Origin of the sequence: Methanolobus sp. WCC5 (assembly GCF_045690325.1) — an archaeon.
Classification (GTDB): Archaea; Halobacteriota; Methanosarcinia; order Methanosarcinales; family Methanosarcinaceae; genus Methanolobus.
In genome coordinates, this window is record NZ_CP146981.1 from 715,819 (window position 1) to 739,905 (window position 24,087).

The window sequence follows — 24,087 nt, forward strand, 5'->3', positions numbered from 1 at the left end:
AGATAGAAGTATCCTGAAAAACAGGAACGGATGTTAAGTATACATCCTGGAATGTCACAAAATGGTTTTCGGTGACAAAACCAGGACATGTATCAATGGTTCAAAAGAGATTATTCCATTGTCGTCTCATTGGTAACAGTTTCTTCTGCTTCTTCTGCATCATCATTTGCAGATCCTTCATCTACAGTCTCTTCTGTAACTTCATCTGCTGTTCCATCTGTTGCATTTCCTTCTTCTGTCGCATCTTCTGTGACTTCATCACCTAGCACATCATCTACTGCTTCTGTTCCTTCCTCAGTGACATCATCAGATGTTTCTTCATCTACATCATCTGCTCCGTGGTCATCTGCAGCTGGTCCATCAGCCGTGTCAGCACATCCTGATACGGCTACAAGTCCGATCATCAGGAAAACTAAAAGTATGCTTAAGTATTTATTCATAGTATGTCTCCGTTATCTATATTTCTATATATTCTATAGACGGCTACGGATAAACCGTATCTTACTTAAGTTTTTCTACAATTGAAGTTCCCTGTTAACATATTTGAATAAGAACAAGTACGTATTACTGACAAAGAGATCAGAATAAGGACGATATCAGATCTAATGTTATGATGAAGTAAAAAAGTAAATGTCAAAATAAAGGGGTTAATTTCAAAATGAAAATGAAGTGGACAGCAGGATATGAGAACTTCAGTGATGCATATAAGGTCCGCAAGGAGGTTTTTGTTAATGAACAGAAGATAGATGAAGAGCTTGAGATAGATGAATATGATGAAAACGCCCTGCATCTGGTCATATACAAAAATTTAAAACCCATTGCCACCGGAAGATTGTTTGAACAGGATGGGTCCTTTATTATCGGAAGAGTTTGTGTTCTCAGGGAATATCGCAGCATGCAACTTGGAAGCCTGCTGATGGACAGTCTAATTGAAAAAGCGATCTCAATTGGAGCAAAGGAACTTTATCTGTCATCTCAGGTAGCCGCAACCGGTTTCTACAGCAGGTTCGGTTTTTTTGCATATGGTGATGTTTACAAAGATGCAGGCATAGACCACATATCAATGGTCCGAAGGATCCGATGATGTGGATATCTTTCTAAGCTGATCTTCTAAATTGCGTTTTGCAAATTTACCAGCGCTATAAACATGTATGCCACAAATCTAAATTGAATAAACATAAATAATGGAGGAGTTACATGAAATACGAGTGGATCGATGAATACTGTCTTTCAAAAGTGGGGGCAGAAAAAGATTTTAAAGTGGAGTGGGATGCGACAAGATACCTCATTGGAGGTAAAATGTTTGCTTTACAGGGCGAAGATAAGGAAAAGAACCAGATAATCACCTTAAAAGGCGAGCCAATGATCGGAAAATCCCTGCGGGAGCAATATCAGCATATTATTGCGGGATATTATATGAATAAGGTACACTGGAACTCGGTGTATCTGGATGGTGATGTGCCTGATGATGTCCTGAAACAGATGATAGATATGTCGTATGAACTGGTATTGAATTCATTGAGCAAGAAATTGCAGAAGGAATTGCTGGAACAAAAAAAGTGATCTTTCAGTATTGTAGAAAAAATGCTATGGAAGAAAGCATCAGAGAACTGAAGAAAAACGATGATCTTACCTGAAGAGAGGAAAGCGGAAACCCCGCCGCTTTCCTGAAATGCTGACAATAACCCCTTTTTGACAATAACCCCGTTCCTAAAGGAACATCACCCCGGTTCTGCTCATACTCCATCTATTGGATCGCTGAAAGGTTGAACGTCAACAGACCCTGCGTTTTTTTGTGGGGAGAGAGGGAATGGGTCCGTTAACGTTCTTTTATTGTTATCCGTTTTTTGTTTCAGCGTTTTTCCGATTAGCTCATATCGTACCACCGATCGGCCATGCATTCACCTTCCAAGCACCTGGATTGTGTGACTGCAAATCCTAGTATTATTCCCAACTATATAAATATATCTATCTTTTAATATATAATGAGCATCATCATTATGAGATTTGACGTTTGGGTTCGGACAGTAAGGCCGGCTTTGATGCATCAAGGGATTTCTACAGGCCCCTCTACAAAGAATAAGACGCATGAACCGGATAAAAGGATGCAAAGTATGTAATCCTACAGGAAATCCCCCATTTCCCATACAAGAAAGCCTTCGCTTTTAAGTGCCTCACGACCTTCTATTTTTCTGGCAGCTATCCCGGTCCTCAATTCCATCCCGGCTACCCCCTCAACCAGTTTGATCTTCTCCGCAGTAGAGTGAAGAATACTTCTTGCCTCATTCCCGGTAAGTTCCCTGTTCTTTATCTCCACTGCCAGGACCTTTCTTTTTTCGCGGTCTATCCCCAGGATATCTATCTCGTCTCCCCGCCGGTTCCACCAGCTTCCGATATCCCGGTAGTCGGATGAGATTTCCCCGGCTATCATTTCCCTGAACATGTCCTCAAACAGCTTCCCGGTGTAGCTCTGCCACTCCTGCAGTACCTTTTCCATTATCGGATCATAGTTACCACCCATATACTGGCTTAATGCAGGATATATGAAACGGCCATAGAACCTGAAGAAATTGTCCTTGAGAAAGTACCTGCCTTTTTTGCTTTTTTTAGGACTGTCCGTGACAGGTATCCGGTATTCTACTATCCCGAGCAGGTCTGTGAGATCATAGAAATATGGCGACAGGGAACTTGAGGATACATGTGTCATTTCTGATATCTCGCTCATGGAGCATTTTCCCTGTGATATAGCAGATACTATCTCATAATATGTGGAGTGCTCCTTTGCGAATTCTTCGATGAGGATGTCCCTTACCTCACCTTTAAGCGGTGCAAATTCGCTAAACACAAGCTTTTCAAGAGCATCAAGAAATCCCATGCACTGGTATTTTTCGAAGAGCCGGTAATAGTAAACAGTTCCCCCAAAGAGGAAATACATGTTCAGCTTTTCCTGCAGGTCCGTGATACCTATGCCATTAAGCATGGCAAAGGTCTCGTGAACAGTGAAAGGCCGCAGGGTCAGGATGTTGTCGGCCCGCTTGAAGAGCGGCGCCTGCGCCTCAATGAAGATCTTACGTATCATGCCGATGGAAGAGCCCGACACGATGAGGAAGACCCTGCAGTTGTCCGCCTTCATATCCCAGTATCTCTGTAGCTGGGTGATGAAAGGAGGATAGACCTTGAGGAACCTCTGGAATTCGTCGATGGCAATTATCAGGTCCCGGTCATATGATGTGATGAACTTAAGGAAATTCTCAGGCTCCCTGACATTTATGTAACCTGGCAGGTCCATTTCTTCCCTGAGCAGCCTGTCAAACTCGTCCATGAGTATGTCAATGCTCTTATTGCTATCCACAAAGAAGTAGAGTGCGTGTCTGTTTTTGCTGAACTGTTTGATAAGCTCGGTCTTCCCGACTCTTCGTTTGCCGGTTATTACAAGGAAGGATGGCTTGCTTTTGTCTAGGAGGGACATGAGGGCGAGTTCTTTCTCGCGGTTGTAGAATTCCATGATGATTATTTTTGTAATCATTATATTTATAATCATTGTTTGGGAAGAAGTGCGAAATCGCCTGATAATAGATCAGATAAATCTTGAAAGATACAGGATGAATAGAGTCTGCAGACATAGGAATATTTCTTGCCCGGTTGGGTGCCAGGGCATTATCTCGATATTAATTAATACAATAAAAACAAAATGTCAGGTGCATATGTCCCCATTACTCAAACCTGACATAACAGTGAAATACATTCAACAGCTCCATGTACTGTTACCGGAACTGAAAGACAGGTTCAAGGTTAGATCTCTTGCTGTTTTCGGTTCTTATGTAAGGGGAGAGCAGACGGATGCCAGTGATCTTGATGTATTGATCGAGTTCAATGAAGCCCCTGGACTTCTTGAATTCGTCGAACTTGAAAATTACCTTTCAGACACTTTGGGAATAAAGGTGGACCTGGTGCTAAAAAGTGCCTTGAAGCCTGATATTGGAAAAAACATACTGAATGAGGCAGTACCAGTATGAAAAAAGGACGTCAGACAACTGACTATCTAAATGACATCCTTTATGCCATAAGCAAACTGGATGAATTTATCGAGGGTTTAACTTATGAACAATTTATCGAGGATGAAAAAACACAGTTTGCTGTTATCAGAGCAATTGAGGTCATAGGTGAAGCTACAAAAAATATCCCTGATTCGATCAAAACCAACCATACCTCAGTTCCCTGGAGAAATATTTCCGGAATGCGCGATAAACTCATACATGCATACTTTGGAATTGATATGGACATATTGTGGAAAACGGTGACAAAAGAAGTAACCGTCATCGAACCTAAAATCCGCCAAATGCTTGAAGAACTCAAATAGTTACGGCTTTGTCGTAAGAAATCAAAAATAAATCGTATGCCTCCTCGGCACACGATCCTACTTCTCAACAACCTTCCTGTACATCCTGGCCTGGAAGCCATGGTACTTGGCAAACCCTTCGGCGTCCTTCTGGTCGATGCTGGCGCTGTCAAATGACACAAGGTCTTCTGAGTACAACGCATACGGGGATGTCCTTGCAAGAATGATGACGCTGCCTTTGTGGAGTTTCACGGTGACAGTACCTGTAACACGTTCCTGGGTCTTGTTGATGAAGGCATTCAGGTCGTGGTAGAGCGGCTCGTCCACCAGGCCGTAGTAGGCAAGTTCTGACCACTGCTCATCCACACTTTTCTTGAACTTGAGCTCGGCCCTTGTGAGCACCAGCTTTTCAAGGTCTTTGTGAGCTGTCAGGATCACGGTGGCTGCGGGGTGCTCGTAGTTCTCCCTAGCTTTAAGTCCGAGTACGCGGTCCTCGATCATATCCGTTCTTCCAACTCCGTGTGAGCCTGCGATCTGATTGAGCTTCACGATAAGCTCCACACCACTCATTTTCTGGCCATCGAGGGATACCGGGATACCATTCTCAAAACCTATGACAAGCTGCTGGCCTGCAGGTGCTGATTCGGGGGAAACCGTCCACTGGTATATCTCCTCCGGCGGGATAAAACCCGGGTCTTCCAGCTTACCGCCTTCAATACTGCGGCTCCAGATGTTCTCATCCACACTCCAGGGTTTTGCGGCGGTCACGGTCACGGGTATGCCGTGCTTTTTCGCATACTCGATCTCCCACTCGCGGGTGAGGTTCATGTCCCTCATGGGTGCGATGACCTCCATGTCTGTCAGACGGAACACAGCCTCAAAACGCAGTTGGTCATTGCCTTTGCCGGTACAGCCGTGGGCAAGTGCCACAGCACCTTCCTGCTTTGCTATCTCAACGACCTTCCTGGCAATGAGCGGGCGGGCGATGGATGTGCCCATCACATACCCTTCATAGTCACCATTGGCCTTGATCAGGGGGAAGATATAATCATTGACGAATTCCTCACGGGCATCAATGGTGAAGTGCTTGTCACTGATCTTCTGAGCCTTATCCTCTGCCTGCTTAACGTCCGCCTCCGGCTGGCCCACATCCACAGCTACCGTCACTACCTCATCGTAGCCGTATTCCTCTTTGAGCAGGGGGATACACACTGAAGTGTCAAGCCCGCCTGAATAAGCAAGTACTACTTTCCTGGTCATTCTATCTTATCCTGGATGAGGGGGATCTATGCGATCTCCCTGTGATATTCATTTATCGATTTAACTTCGCCCTCTCCCTGTTTCATGGCCACGATGGCATCAGATGCTGCCACAGCTGCCTGTATGGTGGTGATATAGGGCACCTTGAAATCCACCGCTGCACGGCGTATCCTTGAGCTGTCCTCCCTTGAGAGCTTATCATTTGGAGTGTTGATGACCAGGGCGACCTCATACCTGCGCATCATATCGATGACATTGGGGCTGCCGTCATGGACCTTCTTCACTATTCCCACCTCGATACCAAACTCTGCAAGGTAATCTGCCGTGCCTTTGGTACCGAGCAACTCAATACCCGAGTCCGCAAGTTTACGTGCAACATCAACAAGCTCTTCCCTGTCCTCATCCTTTACAGAGATGAATACCTTTCCCGTAAGAGGAAGGAGGTTATCGGCACTGAGCTGCGCCTTGAAGAAAGCTCTGCCATAATCATAATCAATTCCCATGACCTCTCCGGTACTCTTCATCTCGGGGCTGAGCACCGGATCCGCACCGGGAAGCTTGTCAAAGGGCAGAAGTACCTCTTTCACAGATACGTGCCTGACCTTTGGTTCATTGCGTGATGCATAACCCTGCACCTCCAGGCTCTGTCCCATGATCACCCGGGCGGCTATCTTTGCAAGGGGAAGACCAACTGCCTTTGACACGAAAGGTATTGTCCTGCTTGAGCGGGGGTTTGCTTCAAGGACATAGACCTTGTCCCCTTTCTTTGCCATCTGTATGTTCACAAGACCTTTAACATTGATTGCCAGGGCTATCTTACGAGTGTAATCACGTACTATCTCAAGGATCTCCTCTGAAAGTGACTGCGGAGGAATAACACATGCAGAGTCGCCTGAGTGTACACCTGCTTCCTCTATGTGCTCCATGATGGCGCCAATAAGCACGTCCTTACCATCACACACTGCGTCCACGTCTATCTCAACGGCTCCCTCAAGGAAATCGTCAATGAGGATAGGGTGTTCCGGGGAGACCTTGACAGCTTCACGCATGTAACGCTCCAGGTCATTCTGGTCGTAGACGATCTCCATCGCACGCCCACCAAGCACATAGGAAGGCCTCACCAGTACCGGGAACCCAATTCTTGTGGCTATCTCGACCGCCTGTGCCTGGGATGTGGCATAACCTGCGTCAGGCTGGTTGATACCCAGTCTGTTCATCATCAGGTTGAACTTCTCACGGTCCTCTGCAACATCGATGTTCGCAGGAGATGTTCCCATGATCACGGTCTTCAGGTCACTGCGCCTGTTGAGTTCCTTCTCAAGGGGAAGTGCCAGGTTCACCGATGTCTGTCCACCGAACTGCACAAGCACCCCGTCCGGGTTCTCCTTATCGATAACATTCATCACATCTTCCAGGGTGAGAGGTTCAAAGAAGAGCTTGTCGGATGTGTCATAGTCAGTTGAGACAGTTTCCGGATTGTTGTTTATGATATGGGCCTCGATCCCGGCCTCACGTATCGCGGCAACAGCATGGACCGTGCAGTAATCGAACTCGATCCCCTGCCCTATTCGAATCGGGCCGGAGCCAAGTATCAGTACCTTCTTACGATTAGTGGGTTCTGCCTCACACATCTGTTCGTAACATGAGTAATAGTATGGTGTCTCTGCTGCAAACTCCGCAGCACAGGTGTCTACCATCTTATAGGTGCAGGTTATGCCTGCCTTGCGCCTCTGGTCATTGATATCTTCACGGGTCTTGCCTGTAAGCTCTGCAATGCGTGCATCAGTAAGACCAATGCGTTTTGCATCCAGCAGCAGGTCATCGGAAACCTTTCCGCAGAAGCCTTCTTCCCTTACCATATCCTCCATGTCGATGATATTCTTCAGCTTTTTCATGAAGAAGATGTCGATCCCCGTAAGTGCGGACACATCCTCCACAGAAAAACCATTGCAAAGAGCATGATATATAACAAACAGGCGCTCGCTGGTAGGTGTCTGGAGCAGGGTCTTTGTCTCACTGGCTGACCACTCATCGCTTCCAAAGTCCATATTGATGTCAAGGGAGCGCACAGCTTTAAGAAGTGATTCCTCAATGGTGCGCCCAATAGCCATTACCTCGCCGGTGCTCTTCATGGAGGTGGTGAGGGTCTTGTCGGCATTGACAAACTTATCGAAAGGCCATCTTGGGATCTTGGTGACGACATAGTCTATGGTGGGTTCGAATGATGCCGGTGTTTTCTTTGTGACATCGTTGAGGATCTCATCCAGGGTCATTCCGATGGCTATCTTTGCCGTGACCCTGGCAATGGGGTAACCCGTTGCTTTTGATGCAAGTGCCGAGGAGCGCGATACACGGGGATTCACTTCCACGATACGATACTCGCCATCCTTTAAAGCAAACTGGATGTTACATCCCCCTTCTATACCAAAGGCCCTGATTATCTTGATAGCGGCGGTCCTGAGCATCTGGTGCTCCTCATCATTGAGGGTCTGGGAAGGTGTGACTACAATGGATTCTCCTGTGTGGACGCCCATCGGGTCCAGGTTCTCCATGTTACAGATAACTATACAGGTATCATTGGAATCACGCATGACCTCGTACTCGAACTCCTTCCATCCAAGTACGCTCTCCTCTATGAGCACCTGGCTTATACGACTGCGCCGAAGGCCCCTTTCCGTTATTTCCAGAAGCTCTTCCCTGGAACGGGCAATACCTCCGCCAGCCCCTCCAAGGGTATATGCAGGGCGGATGATCAGCGGCAGTCCCAGCTCATCGATAAGTTCCTCGGCTTCCCTGAGTGTTGATATGGCCTTGCTGCGGGGGACCTTTTCACCAATGCGCTCCATTGCTCTCTTGAATAGCTCGCGGTCCTCGGTGTTCTTGATGGCATCAAGGTTCGTTCCCAGGAGCTTGACACCATATTTTTCAAGGATGCCCTGCTCTGCAAGCTCACTTGTGATATTAAGACCGGTCTGTCCGCCAAGACCGGCGATTATACCATCAGGCTTCTCTTTTGCAATTATCTTCTCCACAGCCTTTACTTCAAGGGGCTCGATGTAGACGGCGTCTGCTGTTTCAGGATCTGTCATAATGGTTGCAGGATTGGAGTTGACAAGCACCACTTCCAGACCCTCCTCCTTGAGTGACCTGCATGCCTGGCTTCCTGAAAAATCAAATTCTGCAGCCTGTCCGATCATAATAGGTCCTGAACCGATCAGGAGTACTTTCTTAATGTCCTGGCTTTTTGGCATTATTTCTTCCCTCCTGCAAGTTTAAGGACCTTTTCAAAGAATATCCTCTCCGTATCCATAGGTCCGGGATGCGCATCCGGATGGTACTGCACACTGAAAATATCCAGGTACTTGTGGGCGATACCTTCCACTGTCCTGTCATTGGTATTGAACTGTGTTACCTCTGCTTCCGCCTCTTCAAAGGAATCGCCATCCACAGCAAAGCCATGGTTCTGGGATGTTATGTGCACGATACCCGATTCCAGGTCCTTCACAGGCTGGTTAGCTCCCCTGTGTCCGAACTTGAGCTTATATGTCTCGGCCCCCAGTGCAAGGGATATTATCTGATGGCCCAGGCAAATGCCCACTATTGGCAGCTCACCTGCAAAATGATCCACTGCCGATATTGCATCCTGTGCACGCAACGGGTCTCCCGGTCCGTTGGAGAAGAACAGGAGGTCCGGTTCAAAGGATTCGATCATTGAGACCGGGGCATTACCCGGTACTACGGTCACATCCATGCCCCTTGCCAGCAGGCTCCTTTCAATGCTCAGCTTACGGCCGCAATCCACAAGGACCACATTGAGAGGATTGTTCGGGTCCCTGCAGGGACTTTCAAGCCTGAAAGGCTGCGGACAGGTGACCTGTGAAATAAGATCGATATCCGAAATACTCTTTTGCGCGCGGGCCAGCCTTACTGCCTCCTCACCGTCATCACTTCCGTTGATGAGAGCCGCACGCATAGTTCCGTGTTCACGGGTCTTTATAGTTAGCATACGTGTGTCCACGCCTGCAATGCCGGGCTTGCCTTCATCCTCCATGAGCTGGAAAATGGTCTTCTTTGATATGTGGTGGGACGGCTCGGGACACGCCTCCCTGACCACAAGACCTTCAGCTTTTACACCATCGGATTCAAAACAGTTGTCGCTGACGCCGTAATTTCCGATGAGGGGATAGGTGAACATAAGGATCTGGCCTTTATATGAAGGGTCTGTGAGTGCCTCCTCATAACCAGTATATTGAGTTGTGAAAACAAGTTCCCCGGAAACGATACCTTCAGCACCGAAACCGGTGCCTTTTATAATTGTCCCATCTTCTAATCCTAGTACTGCATTCATCTTAAGAACCTGCGAATACATGTGAGGAATAGGCTATAAGCGTTGCGATGACATTTTAAATTTTAATAGAAGGAGTGGGGGCCATTTAAATGATCATGATATCTTGCGCATAAAGGAACCTACTATAAAGACAACAGATCCAAAAGACAGCAAAAGTATTATACCTATGAACTTTTTAGGCTCGCTTGCTGCATAATCCTTCAGTTTCACAGCATAGCTATTACTTTGTTCACTTTCCTGTACTTCCATGATATCTTCTGCAATCCCAAACCCGATCTCCTCTACCCTGATATCCATGACCCATATATTGTATTCTCCATCCCTGTCGGACACATATGCGATTTTTTTACCATCCGGGCTCCATGCGGGTGCTCTCTGAACATACCTGTCAGTTGTCAGTTGCACGTGTGCATTGCCTGTAGGATCCATTATCCACAGGTCATAATCCCCTCCTATGTCAGATGCATAGGCTATCATCGTTCCATCCGGACTATATGAGGGTTCAATGTTGTTGTTCGGGTCGTCAGTAAGCCTTAAAGGCCCTTTTCCGTTAACATTGACTGAGAATATGTCACCCATGGATGAGTAGACAATGCTTGTACCATCGGGATCCCATGAAGGTGAGCTCTCATCACCCGGCGCGTCGGTAAGCCTTGATCTGTCCGTACCGTCGGTATCCATGACCCACATATCATAATTCCCTGAAGCACGGGATGTGTACACCAGCCTGCTGCCATCAGGGCTTATTGATGGTGCCCTGGAATCCGAGCTTTCGGTGAGCTTGTAGCTGTTGCTGCCGTCAGAGTCCATCACGTGGATACTTATATAGCGGGCTGAATATGCCTTCTTGCTTTCAGTGGCAAAGTATACCTTTGTGCCGTCCTCATTGAACTCAGGATCCCCTTCCCAGGACATTCCGTCATATAATTTCTTCTGTCCCGACCCGTCACTATTCATCACCCATATGGCCTGGTTTGCAGCATATACTATCCTTGTACCATCCGGACTCCAGGAAGGATGGTTTGCATTGGTTGTACTGGTCAGCTTTACATCATTGTCTATAAGGAAATCAGCTGATGCGCATGATGCAAGTATAATAAGAAAAATAAGCAGGAAGAGTACCCTGCGAAATAATCCGTGCCTGACAGAAAAAGGACGCCACATAAAAAATATATTATGTATTTATATATTTATTAATCTTTTGTTCCAGCATAGAACTCAGGGTCTTCCCGTCAACTTTTCCGCGAACCTCTGCCATAACGACCCCCATAAGAGGACCCACGGCAGCAAGACCTTTCTCCCTGACAAAATCCTGTCTTTCATTTATGATGTTCTCAACTATTCTCTCAACATCGGACATATCAAGGCTTCCAAGCCCTATCTTTGCCGCCACTTCCTTTGCAGAGAGCTCCGGCTCCTGCACCATGGCACGCAGCAGGCCGTCAACTGCCTCTTTTGCAACCCCACCTTCAGCAAGAAGCCCGAATACATCTATGAAGTGCCTGTCCTCAAGCATATCGATCCGCACCCCGTCACGTTTTAGCTCCGGAAGCGTTCCTGTAAGCGTTCTTACAACCAGGGTCGCACTGACGTTACTATTGCCTGAAAGAAGTTGCATAATGCCCTCAAAAAGAGGAAGATGTATGGAATAAACGATCTTCTCTGCCAGTTCCCTGTGCAGACCGAACTCAGATTCAAAACGTTTTGCTCTCTCGGTGAGAAGTTCCGGCTTTTCAACAGCATTAAAATAGTCCGAGCTTATATCCACCTGCGGGACATCCGTCTCCGGATACATCCTTGCAGCCCCTGGAAGCGGTCTGAGGTAAGAGCTATTACCATCCGGCAGCGCCCTGCGGGTTTCCTCGGGTACTCCCATAAGTGCTTCCATTGCACGGACAATAACACTTTCCATGGCACCGCGCGCCCTCTTTTCAAGGTCTGCCACCATGACCACCGCATCTTCTGCATCTGCACCGACCTCGGCATACAGTGCGCGCACCTCATCTTCGGTAATCCCGTAATTGGGAAGCTCGTCGGTATGGAAGATCCCGCCAACACCCGAGGTCTTTGCACGGTCTGAGAACTCGGTGCCCAGGCGTCTTGCAGGCTGTACCTCCCTGCCCACAAAACCATTGAACCCACGTAGCAGGACAGCATAGACCCTGCCGTTCTTCAGGGCCTTCCTTAGCACCTTTGACTGTGTTTTACTGAAAATCCTGCTCACATCGAATATCTTATCGCATACAGATGCCCCACCCTCCAGCAGTTCATCCCTTATGGCAAGCAGGTTGACCTGGCGTTCAACTTCCCGTTCTACAATGGTCTCTATCATATCAAGTGCCTGGACCCCTTTTAGCTCCACACGTGCACCTTTGGCAATGGATATATTTACATCCTGGCGTATGGTCCCAAGCCCGCGCTTCACCTTGCCGGTCGAACGCAGCAGCATGCCTATCTGCTGTGCAGTCTCCTTTGCATGTGCCGGAGAGATAATATCAGGATCAGTGCCTATTTCCACAAGCGGGATACCCAGGCGGTCCAGTGAATATATTATCGAATCCCCCCTGTCCTCTATCTTCTGGCAGGCTTCCTCTTCAAGACACAGCACCCCAACGCCCACAGGACCTGTGGAAGTCTGGAGGTAACCATCCTTTGCAAGGAAGGCGGTTCTCTGGAAACCTGATGTGTTGGAACCATCCACAACGATCTTGCGCATCACATGCACCTGGTCCACAGGCACCATATTCAGTAATTTTGCGATACTCAGTGCTATGTCCAGCGCTTCCCTGTTAACCTCTGTGGGAGGTTCATCATCGTTCTCCACAAGACAGGTTGTGTCATATGCCTTGTAGACATACCTGCGCCTGAGCTTGGACTGCTCCAGAGCAGCCCTGTCGGTCTCTCCCATCTCACTGGCCGTGGGACGAAGATAACGGAAGAATTCATGGTCTGACTCCTCGATGTTCCTTATCTTTGTAGGGCACCTGCAGAAAAGTTTCTCTTTTGAGTCCAGTTGCTGGTGAATTTCAAGCCCGCATTTCAGGCCAAGTCCTCTGTAATCGAATTTATCACTCATGAAAGATCTCACCACATGATCGGAATATAATTAACACATACTCGTCGGTTTACTCAAGAAACAGCTTTTGCAGGTATAAAGTTATTGTTGGGATTAAATCGCAAAAACATATCTTGCGCTTATGGGACAAATTTCACAATTCTTTGTCTTCTTCAGCTTATCTGTCTGCAGGGGTTCGACACTGACCACACAGGATTATGACTTATTTAATATAATAATCCAGGTTCAGCTGATCGCAAAGAGGGGTATAAAAGCTTAATCCGAAGCATTTATAAGTTATAATCATGTACAATTCATGGTATAATCAATTATTAATCGTGATAGAATAATTCATTGAGAGGTTTTGTACTATGCCATCCAATATAGAAAGATGTTATCAATGTGGTCAATGTACCTCTGTCTGCCCCATGGGAGAACAGGAACAAACATATAAGATCCGCAAGTTCCTTCAGATGGAAAAGCTGGGTATCGAAAATGAAGAGAGCATTATGACCCCTTTCATTTTCTATTGCACCACATGCTATCGCTGCCAGGACAACTGTCCCCAGGGAGTGAACATCGTGGATGGTGTACTGGAGATAAGAGCCAATGCCGTACATGAAGGCAAGATGCTTGATGCTCACAGGAAGGTAGCTCAGATGCTTATGGACTATGGTCATGCAGTTCCCAATAACACTGCAGGCCGGGAAAAAAGGCTTCAGCTTGGTCTTGCAGAAATGCCTTCCACAGCCCAGGGATCAGATGAACATCTGGATGAGATCAGGACCCTGCTTCATCTTACAGGCTTTGACAAGCTTATAGCTGATGAAATACCCGATATGAAGGTAAATGAAAGTCTTACTCTGACACAGGCAGGTTTTGATCAGCCTATTGCAGAGGAAACTGCATGAGTGAGCTGTCACTCTTCCTTGGTTGTGTAGCACCTAACAGATATCCGGGAATCGAAGCCGCAACCAAGAAGACTTTTTCAAAACTTGAGATCGGACTTGACGATCTTCCGGGAGCATCCTGTTGCCCTGCCCCGGGCGTGTTCAGATCATTTGATAAGGAAACATGGCTTACGCTTGCTTCAAGGAACATAGCCCTGTCCGAAGAACTGGACGATGATGTGCTTACGATATGCAACGGATGCTACAGTACACTAAAGGATGCCGGAGATACACTTAAAAAAGACCCAAAATTAAAAGAGACGGTCAACAGGAATCTAACAGAGGTCGGACATGAGTTCAAAGGTAATCACGATGTGCGTCATGTAATAGAATATCTGTACCAGGATATCGGCATCGAAAGGATAAAGGAGATGATATCTAAACCCCTTGACCTGAAAGTTGCTGTACACTACGGCTGCCACCTGATACGTCCGCTAAAAGAGGACGACTCCGAACTTGTCAATGGCAATGTCTCTTTCTTTGACGAGCTGGTCGAAGCAACAGGTGCAACCAGTGTGGACTATGAGGATAAGATGCTTTGCTGCGGCGCAGGCGGTGGAGCGAGGACGGCTATACTTGAGGCCACATTGAAGATGACAGAGAAAAAGTTGCATAACATGGCAGATGCACAGGTGGATTGCATTGTGAATGCCTGTCCTTTCTGTCACCTGCAGTTCGATTCCGGCCAGCAGGACGTCAATAGCCGTTTCAGGAAGAATTATGCAATTCCGGTATTGCACTACACCCAGCTTCTGGGACTTGCAATGGGATATTCTGCAGATGAACTTGGAATAGGCATGAACACCACAAGTACTGCCGATCTTATTAAAAAAATAAAGGACTGAAAATTACAGATAAGTTCTTTTTTACTATATTTTGATATACCTCATAGCTTTGACAGAGATCATATCTGTTGGATGCTATATCCAGAGATACAAACGCCATGAGCGAAAACGGGCGATTTATTATGGATCAGGAAGAAATCATAAACGATACAAAGGATGCGGATGAGCCCAGAATAGGGGTTTTTATCTGTGAATGTGGAGTGAACATAGGGGGTGTTATCAACTGTCAGGAAGTGGCTGATTATGCAGGCTTACTTCCAAATGTTGTACTTTCCTCGGTCAATAAATACACCTGTAGCGATTCCGGACAATCGGAGATCAAGCAGGCCATCAGTGATAATGCTCTTAATCGTGTGCTTGTGGCAGCATGCACACCCAAGACCCATGAACCGATTTTCAGGGCCTGCATAGAGGAAGCAGGACTTAACCCTTATCTTTTCGAGTTTGTGAACATAAGGGAGCACTGCAGCTGGATCCATATGAAAGAAAAGGAAAAGGCGACCCGAAAAGCGAAGGAACTCGTACGCATGGGTGTTTCAAGAGCAACACAACTTGAGCCGCTTGAGTCCAATGAGGTTCCTGTCACCGACGCCGCCCTTGTCATCGGTGCGGGTGTTGCGGGAATGCAGGCTGCCCTTGATATTGCGGATATGGGCCATAAGGTCTATCTTGTGGAAAAGAACCCTTCCATAGGCGGAAAGATGGCACAGCTCGATAAAACATTCCCTACAAACGATTGCAGTATCTGTATACTGGGTCCTAAGATGGTGGAAGTTGCCCGGAATAAGAACATTGAACTCATGACCTATTCCCAGATAGATGAAGTAGACGGATATGTGGGTAATTTCAAGGTAAAGGTCAGGCACAAGGCCCGCTATATAGATACTGTCTCATGTACCGGCTGCGGACTCTGCGTGGAAAAGTGCCCTGTGGAGGTTCCTAATGTGGAGTTCAATGAAGGGATAGGTACCCGCAAGGCGATCTATGTTCCTTTCCCGCAGGCTGTCCCGCTCAGAGCGGTCATTGACAGGTCGGTCTGCATTGATTGCGGTGCATGTATCAAAGCATGCAACAGCAATTCAATAGAGATGGACCAGGAAGACTCATTTTCAGAACTTGAGGTTGGGGTCATAGTCGTCACGGCAGGATTTGAGGTATATGATCCCGAACCAACACACGACTTTGGTTACGGGCTCTATGATAATGTGATCACGGGGATGGAACTGGAGCGCCTGATAAATGCCAGCGGACCGACCATGGGTAAACTGGTACGGCCAGGTGATGTTACCCCTCCCAAAAGGATCGGTTTCATACAATGTGTCGGAAGCAGGGATAAGAACCGTAACAGGTACTGCTCCAGTTTCTGCTGCATGTACGCATTAAAGGATGCACAGCTGATCCGGGAAAAATATCCTGACTCTGAGGTCTACATAATGTACATGGATATGAGGACCCCGTTCCGCAACTATGAGGAGTTCTATGACAGGGCAAGGGATATGGGAATTAAGTTCATCAGGGGAAAACCCGGAAAGGTCACAGAAAAAGAGGATGGCAACCTGATAGTTCGTGTTGAGGATACCCTGACAAATAGCATACTTGAACTTGATCTTGACATGCTGGTGCTCAGTGTGGGTGCGGTATCCGGGGACAGTACCGAACGTATCAGGCAGATCCTGAAGGTAAGCAGGGCTGCAGATGGCTTTATGATGGAGGCCCATCCAAAACTTAAACCGGTGGACACCACACTGGACGGCATATTCATCGGCGGTGTCACCCAGGGACCAAAGGACATCCCGTATTCTGTTTCCCAGGGAAGTGCATGCGCTGCCCGGGCAACACGCTATCTTTCCCAGGGCAGGGCGATAACCGAAGGCATCACAGTGGATGTAAACGAAAAAGTTTGTGTGTCATGCGGGATATGTGTCCCAATGTGCCCGTTCCAGGCACTATCCCTGGAAGAGGGGAAACTGAATGTTATCAAGGCACTCTGCAAAGGATGCGGGACCTGTGCTGTGGCCTGTCCCACAGGTGCATTGCAGCAAAATCATTTCAACAATGACCAGTTGCTTGCACAGGTAAGGAGTGTTTTTGCCTTTGAGGAGGAATGAAAATGGCAGATAATAGAGAATGGGAACCCAAGATCGTTGCATTCTGCTGCAACTGGTGCAGCTATGGTGGCGCGGACACGGCCGGCATGGGACGTTTCCAGCAACCTTCATCACTCAGGGTGATCCGCGTAATGTGTTCAGGGCGTATCGATCCGTTGCATGTTTTCAATGCATTCCTTGAAGGTGCGGATGCTGTGCTGGTCACAGGATGTCATATAGGTGATTGTCATTATGTTAACGGTAACTACAAGACCGAGGTACGCCACCAGTTCCTGGAGGATATGGTAAAGGAGATGGGACTGGAACCTGAAAGACTGCATCTTAACTGGATAAGTGCAAGTGAGGGTGAGAAGTTCGCAAACTTTGTAAGGGATGTGACCGAGCAGATAAAAAAGATAGGTCCAAGTCCTCTGAAGCCTGAAGGAGTGAACTAGATGGTTAAGGTAGGAGACAAAGTATTGGGATATGCCACAGATCCCGGGGTGCGTAACCGGGGAGCTTCCGGAGGTATGGTCACAGCAATACTTGCTGCCGCACTGGAGAGGGGTCTGGTGGACAGCGTTATCGTGCTCAGGCATATCAATGAGTATGAGGCAGTCCCTGTGATCACCGATGATGTGGATGAAGTGCTTGCATCTGCCGGCAGTATGCACACAGTACCTGTCAACCTGGCAAAGTATGCAGCCGGCAGGAAGGTTGCAATGCCGGGAAAGCCCTGTGATGTAAGGGCGGTTTTCGAGCAGGCAAAGCGTAATGAGATAGATATTGATAATACTTTCATAATAGGTCTAAATTGCGGCGGAACCATGCACCCGGTGCTGACAAGGGAAATGCTTGTCAGGATGTATGAAATAGACCCTGAAGATGTTGTGGGTGAGAAAATAGACAAAGGCAAGCTTTTCTTCAGGACAAGGGACGGGGAAGAGAAGGCAATATCCATTGATGAACTTGAAGATGCAGGATATGGCAGGCGCGAAAGCTGTCGTTACTGTGATGTGAAGATACCGGTGAATGCAGACCTTGCATGTGGTAACTGGGGTGTCATCGGTGAACTTGCCGGAAACGCAACCTTCTGTGAGGTCATGAACAAAAAAGGAGTGCGTTTACTGGAAAATGCCATTGAATCCGGTTATATCCAGATAGAGCCTGCAGGTGAGCAGGCAATAGCCATCAGGCAAAAAGTGAACAGTGCCATGCTCTCTCTTGGTGAGAAGTGGTCAGGAAGGGTATTCACGGAAATACCTGACGGGGAACGTATGGATTATTATATGGAACAGTTTGCAGACTGTATCGATTGCGGAGCCTGCAAAGAGGCATGTCCCGTATGTACATGTGATGAGGATTCAAAGTGCACAATGTACCACAGCCTAGCGGATGATTACAGGATGAGCATGTATCACATGGTGCGTCTCCTTCATCTTTCGGACAGCTGTATAGGTTGCGGGCAGTGCTCAGATGTCTGTCCGGTTGACATACCCGTAACATCCATATTCAGGCGTTTTGCCGACCCTGCCCAGAAAAAACACAATTATAAAGCAGGAATGACCCTTGAAAGACCACCGTTTTTGGAGGTGATGCTCAAATGAAAGAAGAGATATACCAGACATTCTGTCCGGGCTGTGGCGTTGGCTGTGGTCTTTACATCAGAGAGGACCCGGAGGGTAATACCAGCGTTGATTTCATGAAGAGCAGCCCCGCAAATCTTGGGAAGCTCTGCAGGTTCGGGATGAAGGTGCCATATCATTATTCAAAAGCGAGGACCATGGTGACAGGTAGCAAAGCAGACATGGAGGATGCTATAAAATCCGCCGCCCTCAGGATGGCGGATGCCGACAGTGTGACCATGCTCTCTGTGGGCAACACGACCAGTGAAGAGCACATGGCCTTTTGCAGGATTGCCGAAACACTGGGTACCAGGGTAGATACAGGTGTTTTTCCGCTTCCTTCACAGATCACTCCTAAATGCAGTTCATATCAGCAGGGCATCTCTCTGGATGAAATGGAAAAGGCAAAGATAATTGCCCTTTTCCTGGACCCTTATGTACAGTATCCTCTCATTGTCAGGAGACTGCTTGCAGCCAAAAGGAACGGTGCAGGGATCGTAGCTGTAGGAACAAAGGAGCTGCACCTTGCTGATGAGACACTTGACATCGGACCTGAGCGCTACGATGAACTGGGACTTGATGATAAGTCCCTGATAGTTGCTGATATTCATCCCAATTCAGATCCTGTACATGTAAAACAGCTTTTGGACCTTGCCGGTCGCTGCGGAGCAAAGATCCACTTTATGCAGCCTTTCATTAACAGCACAGCTGTGAACCTTGCTGCAAAGGCAAATGACAGCATGATGGCCCTTGCACAGATAATGGAGGACATAGAGGCTGGCAATATCAGGACCCTTGTAGTCCTTGACAGTGACCCGGTGGAGCTTATGCCGGATGCTGCGGCTGCTGTTGAGACCCTGAAGAAGCTTGATAACCTGATTGTTATCAGCTCACGTGCAAGTCCTGTCACTGAACTGGCAGATGTGGTCATCGCCACAGAACCTGTTTACATGAAAGCGGGCACTTTCATGAACGTTGAAGGCCGGCTTCAGGAGAACAGCGGCACCGGTGTGGAAGGTATTGATGCTATGTCCCTGCTCAATGGTGAGCTGGGAGGAAAACTTTTCGATTACCAGCAGCTGCATTATATATTCATGAAAAGTATCGGGGATCCTGGAACTGACGTTAGGGACGCTACCACAGATAAGGCGCAACAGATGGAATGTGGTTCTGTTGATGTGGACAATGCAGGCTCTTCCATCCCGGAGGGTATGTATCAGCTGAAGTATCTGTATAATCCGTTCATGTGGTTTGACCAAAGGGATGATAATGACTTTGTCCTCATAGACAGGAAGCTTGTTAAGGAGCTCGGCCTTAAAAAAGGAGGAATGGTTGTCCTTGGCAGTGAGAAAGGAAAAATGAAAATGAGATACCGGGTAGAGAATATCCCCGGAGGTATGGTCATGACCGCAAAGAAGATACCTGTTGCCACAGGGATGAACACTATCATATCCCTGGAGGGATGCTGAATGCCTGAGCTGGACAAGGAAGAGCAGAAAGCGTTTATTGAGGAGCTGATGGCTGAGAATGAACTGAAAGGCGCTTCAAAGAAGAGACTTATCAAGTTCCTTGGTGAACAATATGGATGGGACAGGCAAAGGGTTCAGTTCAAGCTGAAAAGAGCCATACTTGCTGAAAAGTATGCACAGAGCCACTGATATGTCAAAAAGGCATATCAGCTTTTCATAAAGTATCTCACGTAAATCCGGGTATGCAGGAATATACAGAGAGAGATACGTTGAAGATATAATAGGATGGTATAACCACATATATGTGCCCTTATACCTTCTTTTTCCTGTTTCAGTCCCCGGTTATCTCATTTGTCCCTTCCGGACCCCCGCCTTCAAGAGATTTCCTTTTTTTCACATTGCTCAGTAGTGGTTTTGCCTTTTCGATGCGTTCCCTTGCAAGTTTGAGCAGTTTTCCGTCAATCTGGGGCAGTTCCACTTCCACGGTTTCCCTTTGTTCTTCCTTTGCAACTTCAAGGGTCCTGGAAGTATCAGGGAAGTGTCGAGTTCCTGTGATCATGGAATCCACCGCATCTTTCCACTGGCCTGCCCATGGGGAATCGGGAATGTCGGTATGATGTACTTTTGTGCGCAAGACCTTCATCACGTCCTTGGGGCATGCATTGACACATGCACCACAGTAGGTACAGTAATCCTCTTTGATAGCGATCTTTGCGCCTTTTTCCGGGACGTACCACAAATGTGAAGGGCACACATTAAAACAGCCGTGACAGCCCTGCGGGTCACATTTATCGACATTTGCTTCCACAAGGACAAGCTCCCCTTCGAATTGCTTTTTTATGTCCACCGCATCATAAGGACAGACAGCCTGGCACCAGGTACAGCGTGTACACTTTTCTTCATCGACAGTAAGTATGCCTTCTATCTCAGGGGCTTCACCTCTCTTTTCCCCCTTTACCTTAATGGCATCCTCGGGGCACAGGTCCTGGCAGAGCACACAATAGTCACATTTGTCCTCATCCACCAGCAGCAGCTCAAAGGGACGGGGGTCTGTAGGGGTGGCTTCTTTCTCCACCAGCAGGAAAGCCTCGCAGAACTGTGCACACAGGCCACAGAAGTTGCACTTCTGCGTATCTATCTCTATCTCCCCTTCAGCCCCTTTATTAAAAGGGGCTATCTGCTCTTTTTTCGGGAAAGTGAACTGCACATCAATGGCATCCTCAGGACATGCTGCCCGGCAGAGTCCACAGGGCAGGCATTTTTCGTTCATGAGTACATAGGAATCATATCCGGGGAACTCTTCCTTCTTTGGCAGCTCACCTTCGCTGCTCATCTTAAAGGCATGCACAGGGCAGAAGTTGGCACACATGGAGCAGAAAGTACACTTCTCAAGATCCATCATCACAGGTGGTGCATCCAGTCCTGTGGAGATCTCCTTCATGGGGCCCAGTTCAAGGGCTTTTGTGGGACAGAGCCCCACACAGATACCACAGCCAACACATCTTTTATAGTCATAGTCCAGTTGCCTGACGGACTTGTTGCTGATCTGGCGATAGATGAAGTGAGAGCCTTCAATATCCATGTCCTTATCCACACAGAGGGAATCTTCCCTGCATTCATCGGTCACCGTTCTTCCTCCCTGAGCTCAGAACCTGTGGGACCTGCTTTTTCCAGGTATCCTACAAAATCTTCTATGGAATTTGCAAATCTTTCCCCTTCTGAGGCGGATATCCATTCCACTTTAAGGCGCCCCGGATCGATGCCAACATCACCAAGTACTTCTTTCAGGGCTTCCATTCTGTGTTTTGCATTATAATTGGCAAAGATGTAGTGGCACTCCCCCAGACGGCATCCTGCAACGAGCACACCATCGGCACCGTTTTCAAGCGCTTCGAGCACAAATGAAGGGTCCACGCGTCCTGCGCACATGACACGGATCACACGGATATTGGTGGGATATTGTATACGTGATGTGCCGGCAAGGTCTGCACAGGTGTAGCTGCACCAGTTACAGAGAAATGCAACAATGAGCGGGAACTCCGACCGGACCTCTGTGGCTGCATGTATCTGGGCGATTATCTGCTCATCGGTGCTGTTGCGCATCCATATTGCATCGGCAGGACATGACGCACTGCATGCACCGCAACCCATGCAGGAGAGTTCATCGACCACAGCCTTGCGCTCTATCAGGCTTATCTTATTGAACTTGCATGTGTCCACACAAATACCGCAGCCTATGCATTTATCGGGATTGACATGGGCACTGAGCGGATCCATCTCCAGCTCACCCTTTGAGAGTAGCTGCATTGCCTTGGCAGCAGCCGCACTGCCCTGGGAAATGGATACCTGTATCTCTTTGGGACCGGATGCGCAGCCTGCTATGTATATTCCTTTCACATGCGAATCTACCGGACGCATCTTTGGATGGGCTATTGAAAAGAAGCGGTCAGCGCGTCTTGTGAGGTTGAGCACCCTGGAGAGCCTGGCAGCATCGGTTGTGGATTCCATACCCGTTGCAAGGACAACTATATCTGTTGGCTCCTCAAAGATATCTCCGGTGAGCGTGTCCTCATAACGCAGGTTAAGTTTCCCCTGGCCATCCTGCAGGATCTCACCGACCTTGCCCCGGATGAAGTTGATGCCCATCTCCTGGCTACGTATGTAATACTCCTCATACATCTCTCCTGATGCACGTATGTCTATGTAGTGGATGGTTATTTCAATATCAGGATAGCGTTCCCTGAGCAGTTGTGCATTTTTCATGCTGGCCATGCAGCAGACCTTTGAACAATAGGGATTGCCCACCTGTTCGTCCCTGGAGCCAACACACTGGATGAAGGACACTTTCTGTGGTACTTTCATAGTTGAAGGACAAAGCACCTTGCCCCGCGTCGGACCGGCGGCATTGAGCAGTCTCTCCATTTCCATGTTCGTGACCACATCCGGATAGATTCCATGGCCATATTCCTGCTTGCGGGATGCATCAAAGAGATCGTATCCGGTTGCAAGGATGACCGCACCCACCGTGAATTCTATCGTTTCCTCCTGCTGGTGATAGTCTATCGCATCGGCGGGACATGCCTGTTTGCACAGTCCGCAGCCAACGCAGTACTCGTTATCGATGTAAACCACCTGAGGTACAGCCTGCGGAATGGGCATATTGATGGCCTTTGTTTTCCCAAGTCCGCAATCAAAGCGGTTGGGTACTTCCACCGGGCAGACCCGGCCGCACTCGTCCACACATCCCTTGCACCTGTCCTCTATGACGTACCTGGGCTTTCTGGTAACTGTGACGTGGAAGTTGCCCACAGGCCCTGTTATTTCTTTTACCTGCGCCATTGTGATAAGATCGATGTCAGGATGCTGGTTCACATCTGTCATCTTGGGAGCAAGCACACAGATGGAGCAGTCATTGGTGGGAAAGACCTCATTGAGCAGTGCCATCTTCCCGCCAATCGTGGGCTCCTTTTCCACCATGTGAACCTTATGGCCTGAGCTGGCAAGTGTCAGCGCCGCCTCGATCCCCGCAACACCACCGCCGATGATGAGCACATCCTTTGTCACAGGAACTTTCTTAAGCTGTAGCGGGTCCAGCAGTTTGAGACGGGCTATACCCATCCTTATAAGGTCAAATGCCTTGCGGGTTGCCATCTGCGGGTCTTCCATGTGCACCCAGGAGCACTGCTCACGGATGTTGACCATTTCAAGCATGAAAGGATTAAGACCCGCCTTATCAAGAACCCTTTTGAATGTCTGCTCATGAAGATGAGGTGAACAGGCCGCCACAAGTATATGGTTCAGGTCATGTTCCCGGATGTCACTGACAATTGCATCCTGACCCGAATCGGAACACATGAACTGTAGGTCCTTTGCCACTGCAACCCCGTCCAGTTTACTGACCTTATCCCGCAGTGAACTGACATTTATTGTGTGTGCGATATTCAGCCCGCAATGACAGATATATACCCCGATTCGCATATAGATGGCTCCTTACAGCAGGAAATGATGACGTGGTTGAAGATATAGTTTTGGATGGATGGTGAAAAACCAATAAACACGATTTCCATTTTAAGATTTTGACTTGAAAATTAAGAGCATATTTTATTTTG

Annotated in this window: 20 protein-coding genes; 11 read left to right on the forward strand and 9 right to left on the reverse strand. The window is 47.9% G+C overall.

Translation table 11 applies throughout. From position 1 onward, the window contains the following. Positions 1-110: 110 nt before the first annotated feature. Entirely contained in the window at positions 111-440 is a 330-nt protein-coding gene (locus tag V7O64_RS03455; RefSeq protein WP_407356640.1) for a hypothetical protein, read from the reverse strand. A gap of 218 nt (positions 441-658) precedes the next feature. Between V7O64_RS03455 and V7O64_RS03460 the strand changes: the two genes are divergently transcribed. Both V7O64_RS03460 and V7O64_RS03465 read left to right on the forward strand, forming a co-directional pair. After that, entirely contained in the window at positions 659-1,084 is a 426-nt protein-coding gene (locus V7O64_RS03460; protein WP_407356641.1) for a GNAT family N-acetyltransferase, read from the forward strand. A gap of 113 nt (positions 1,085-1,197) precedes the next feature. Then, positions 1,198-1,563, forward strand: coding sequence for an MmcQ/YjbR family DNA-binding protein (locus tag V7O64_RS03465; RefSeq protein ID WP_407356642.1), 366 nt, complete (start codon positions 1,198-1,200; stop codon positions 1,561-1,563). A 559-nt stretch (positions 1,564-2,122) separates the two neighbouring features. On the opposite strand, the gene V7O64_RS03470 is transcribed toward V7O64_RS03465, so the two are convergent. Further along, positions 2,123-3,526: an ATP-binding protein gene (locus V7O64_RS03470; RefSeq protein ID WP_407356643.1), complete on the reverse strand. Its 1,404-nt coding sequence runs from the start codon at positions 3,524-3,526 to the stop codon at positions 2,123-2,125. Between the two features lie 178 nt (positions 3,527-3,704). Here V7O64_RS03470 and V7O64_RS03475 point away from each other — a divergent pair, with 178 nt between their 5' ends. After that, positions 3,705-4,016 (forward strand): nucleotidyltransferase family protein, encoded by a 312-nt coding sequence (locus V7O64_RS03475; RefSeq protein WP_407356644.1) that lies wholly within the window; start codon positions 3,705-3,707, stop codon positions 4,014-4,016. Next, the gene (locus V7O64_RS03480) at positions 4,013-4,360 is read left to right on the forward strand and encodes a DUF86 domain-containing protein (RefSeq protein WP_407356645.1); all 348 of its coding nucleotides are present in this window, start codon (positions 4,013-4,015) and stop codon (positions 4,358-4,360) included. The genes V7O64_RS03475 and V7O64_RS03480 overlap by 4 nt, the downstream gene beginning before the upstream one ends. A gap of 57 nt (positions 4,361-4,417) precedes the next feature. Here V7O64_RS03480 and V7O64_RS03485 read toward each other — a convergent pair whose 3' ends face one another. The 5 genes from V7O64_RS03485 to gatE form a co-directional block, all read right to left on the reverse strand. Next, positions 4,418-5,599: an argininosuccinate synthase gene (locus V7O64_RS03485; RefSeq protein ID WP_407356646.1), complete on the reverse strand. Its 1,182-nt coding sequence runs from the start codon at positions 5,597-5,599 to the stop codon at positions 4,418-4,420. Between the two features lie 26 nt (positions 5,600-5,625). Next, positions 5,626-8,850 (reverse strand): carbamoyl-phosphate synthase large subunit, encoded by a 3,225-nt coding sequence (gene carB, locus V7O64_RS03490; RefSeq protein ID WP_407356647.1) that lies wholly within the window; start codon positions 8,848-8,850, stop codon positions 5,626-5,628. Next, positions 8,850-9,947, reverse strand: a complete 1,098-nt coding sequence (carA, locus tag V7O64_RS03495; protein ID WP_407356648.1) for a glutamine-hydrolyzing carbamoyl-phosphate synthase small subunit — start codon at positions 9,945-9,947, stop codon at positions 8,850-8,852. The genes carB and carA overlap by 1 nt, the downstream gene beginning before the upstream one ends. A gap of 93 nt (positions 9,948-10,040) precedes the next feature. Beyond that, a complete protein-coding gene (locus V7O64_RS03500) occupies positions 10,041-11,111 on the reverse strand; it encodes a TolB family protein (RefSeq protein WP_407356649.1) in 1,071 nt (356 codons plus the stop codon). Positions 11,112-11,121: 10 nt separating this feature from the next. Next, complete coding sequence (gene gatE, locus V7O64_RS03505) at positions 11,122-13,023, reverse strand: Glu-tRNA(Gln) amidotransferase subunit GatE (RefSeq protein WP_407356650.1); 1,902 nt, start codon at positions 13,021-13,023, stop codon at positions 11,122-11,124. A gap of 350 nt (positions 13,024-13,373) precedes the next feature. Between gatE and V7O64_RS03510 the strand changes: the two genes are divergently transcribed. From V7O64_RS03510 to V7O64_RS03540, 7 genes are all read left to right on the forward strand, one after another. Beyond that, complete coding sequence (locus V7O64_RS03510) at positions 13,374-13,913, forward strand: 4Fe-4S dicluster domain-containing protein (protein ID WP_407356651.1); 540 nt, start codon at positions 13,374-13,376, stop codon at positions 13,911-13,913. Continuing rightward, positions 13,910-14,797, forward strand: coding sequence for a CoB--CoM heterodisulfide reductase subunit B (gene hdrB, locus V7O64_RS03515; protein WP_407356652.1), 888 nt, complete (start codon positions 13,910-13,912; stop codon positions 14,795-14,797). The genes V7O64_RS03510 and hdrB overlap by 4 nt, the downstream gene beginning before the upstream one ends. Before the next feature lie 122 nt (positions 14,798-14,919). Then, the gene (locus V7O64_RS03520; RefSeq protein ID WP_407356653.1) at positions 14,920-16,905 is read left to right on the forward strand and encodes a 4Fe-4S binding protein; all 1,986 of its coding nucleotides are present in this window, start codon (positions 14,920-14,922) and stop codon (positions 16,903-16,905) included. Next, positions 16,902-17,339: a hydrogenase iron-sulfur subunit gene (locus tag V7O64_RS03525; protein ID WP_407356654.1), complete on the forward strand. Its 438-nt coding sequence runs from the start codon at positions 16,902-16,904 to the stop codon at positions 17,337-17,339. Before V7O64_RS03520 ends, V7O64_RS03525 begins: the two co-directional genes overlap by 4 nt. Further along, the gene (locus tag V7O64_RS03530; protein WP_407356655.1) at positions 17,340-18,491 is read left to right on the forward strand and encodes a Coenzyme F420 hydrogenase/dehydrogenase, beta subunit C-terminal domain; all 1,152 of its coding nucleotides are present in this window, start codon (positions 17,340-17,342) and stop codon (positions 18,489-18,491) included. Further along, positions 18,488-19,978, forward strand: a complete 1,491-nt coding sequence (locus V7O64_RS03535) for a hypothetical protein (protein WP_407356656.1) — start codon at positions 18,488-18,490, stop codon at positions 19,976-19,978. Before V7O64_RS03530 ends, V7O64_RS03535 begins: the two co-directional genes overlap by 4 nt. Next, positions 19,979-20,167, forward strand: a complete 189-nt coding sequence (locus V7O64_RS03540; RefSeq protein ID WP_407356657.1) for a hypothetical protein — start codon at positions 19,979-19,981, stop codon at positions 20,165-20,167. A 142-nt stretch (positions 20,168-20,309) separates the two neighbouring features. Here V7O64_RS03540 and V7O64_RS03545 read toward each other — a convergent pair whose 3' ends face one another. Both V7O64_RS03545 and hdrA2 read right to left on the reverse strand, forming a co-directional pair. Continuing rightward, positions 20,310-21,605: a 4Fe-4S binding protein gene (locus tag V7O64_RS03545; protein ID WP_407356658.1), complete on the reverse strand. Its 1,296-nt coding sequence runs from the start codon at positions 21,603-21,605 to the stop codon at positions 20,310-20,312. Beyond that, positions 21,602-23,956 (reverse strand): CoB-CoM heterodisulfide reductase HdrA2, encoded by a 2,355-nt coding sequence (gene hdrA2, locus V7O64_RS03550; RefSeq protein WP_407356659.1) that lies wholly within the window; start codon positions 23,954-23,956, stop codon positions 21,602-21,604. Before hdrA2 ends, V7O64_RS03545 begins: the two co-directional genes overlap by 4 nt. Positions 23,957-24,087 lie beyond the last annotated feature (131 nt).

What these genes read in the sequence shown, in the direction of transcription:
- carB (WP_407356647.1), bottom strand. Translation starts at nt 8,850, where the DNA reads ATGCCAAAAAGCCAGGACATTAAGAAAGTACTCCTGATCGGTTCAGGA.
- V7O64_RS03530 (WP_407356655.1), top strand. Translation starts at nt 17,340, where the DNA reads ATGGTTAAGGTAGGAGACAAAGTATTGGGATATGCCACAGATCCCGGG.
- V7O64_RS03485 (WP_407356646.1), bottom strand. Translation starts at nt 5,599, where the DNA reads ATGACCAGGAAAGTAGTACTTGCTTATTCAGGCGGGCTTGACACTTCA.
- V7O64_RS03535 (WP_407356656.1), top strand. Translation starts at nt 18,488, where the DNA reads ATGAAAGAAGAGATATACCAGACATTCTGTCCGGGCTGTGGCGTTGGC.
- gatE (WP_407356650.1), bottom strand. Translation starts at nt 13,023, where the DNA reads ATGAGTGATAAATTCGATTACAGAGGACTTGGCCTGAAATGCGGGCTT.
- V7O64_RS03540 (WP_407356657.1), top strand. Translation starts at nt 19,979, where the DNA reads ATGCCTGAGCTGGACAAGGAAGAGCAGAAAGCGTTTATTGAGGAGCTG.
- V7O64_RS03470 (WP_407356643.1), bottom strand. Translation starts at nt 3,526, where the DNA reads ATGATTACAAAAATAATCATCATGGAATTCTACAACCGCGAGAAAGAA.
- V7O64_RS03520 (WP_407356653.1), top strand. Translation starts at nt 14,920, where the DNA reads ATGGATCAGGAAGAAATCATAAACGATACAAAGGATGCGGATGAGCCC.
- V7O64_RS03480 (WP_407356645.1), top strand. Translation starts at nt 4,013, where the DNA reads ATGAAAAAAGGACGTCAGACAACTGACTATCTAAATGACATCCTTTAT.
- hdrB (WP_407356652.1), top strand. Translation starts at nt 13,910, where the DNA reads ATGAGTGAGCTGTCACTCTTCCTTGGTTGTGTAGCACCTAACAGATAT.
- V7O64_RS03500 (WP_407356649.1), bottom strand. Translation starts at nt 11,111, where the DNA reads ATGTGGCGTCCTTTTTCTGTCAGGCACGGATTATTTCGCAGGGTACTC.
- V7O64_RS03460 (WP_407356641.1), top strand. Translation starts at nt 659, where the DNA reads ATGAAAATGAAGTGGACAGCAGGATATGAGAACTTCAGTGATGCATAT.
- carA (WP_407356648.1), bottom strand. Translation starts at nt 9,947, where the DNA reads ATGAATGCAGTACTAGGATTAGAAGATGGGACAATTATAAAAGGCACC.
- V7O64_RS03475 (WP_407356644.1), top strand. Translation starts at nt 3,705, where the DNA reads ATGTCCCCATTACTCAAACCTGACATAACAGTGAAATACATTCAACAG.
- V7O64_RS03465 (WP_407356642.1), top strand. Translation starts at nt 1,198, where the DNA reads ATGAAATACGAGTGGATCGATGAATACTGTCTTTCAAAAGTGGGGGCA.
- hdrA2 (WP_407356659.1), bottom strand. Translation starts at nt 23,956, where the DNA reads ATGCGAATCGGGGTATATATCTGTCATTGCGGGCTGAATATCGCACAC.
- V7O64_RS03455 (WP_407356640.1), bottom strand. Translation starts at nt 440, where the DNA reads ATGAATAAATACTTAAGCATACTTTTAGTTTTCCTGATGATCGGACTT.
- V7O64_RS03525 (WP_407356654.1), top strand. Translation starts at nt 16,902, where the DNA reads ATGAAAATGGCAGATAATAGAGAATGGGAACCCAAGATCGTTGCATTC.
- V7O64_RS03510 (WP_407356651.1), top strand. Translation starts at nt 13,374, where the DNA reads ATGCCATCCAATATAGAAAGATGTTATCAATGTGGTCAATGTACCTCT.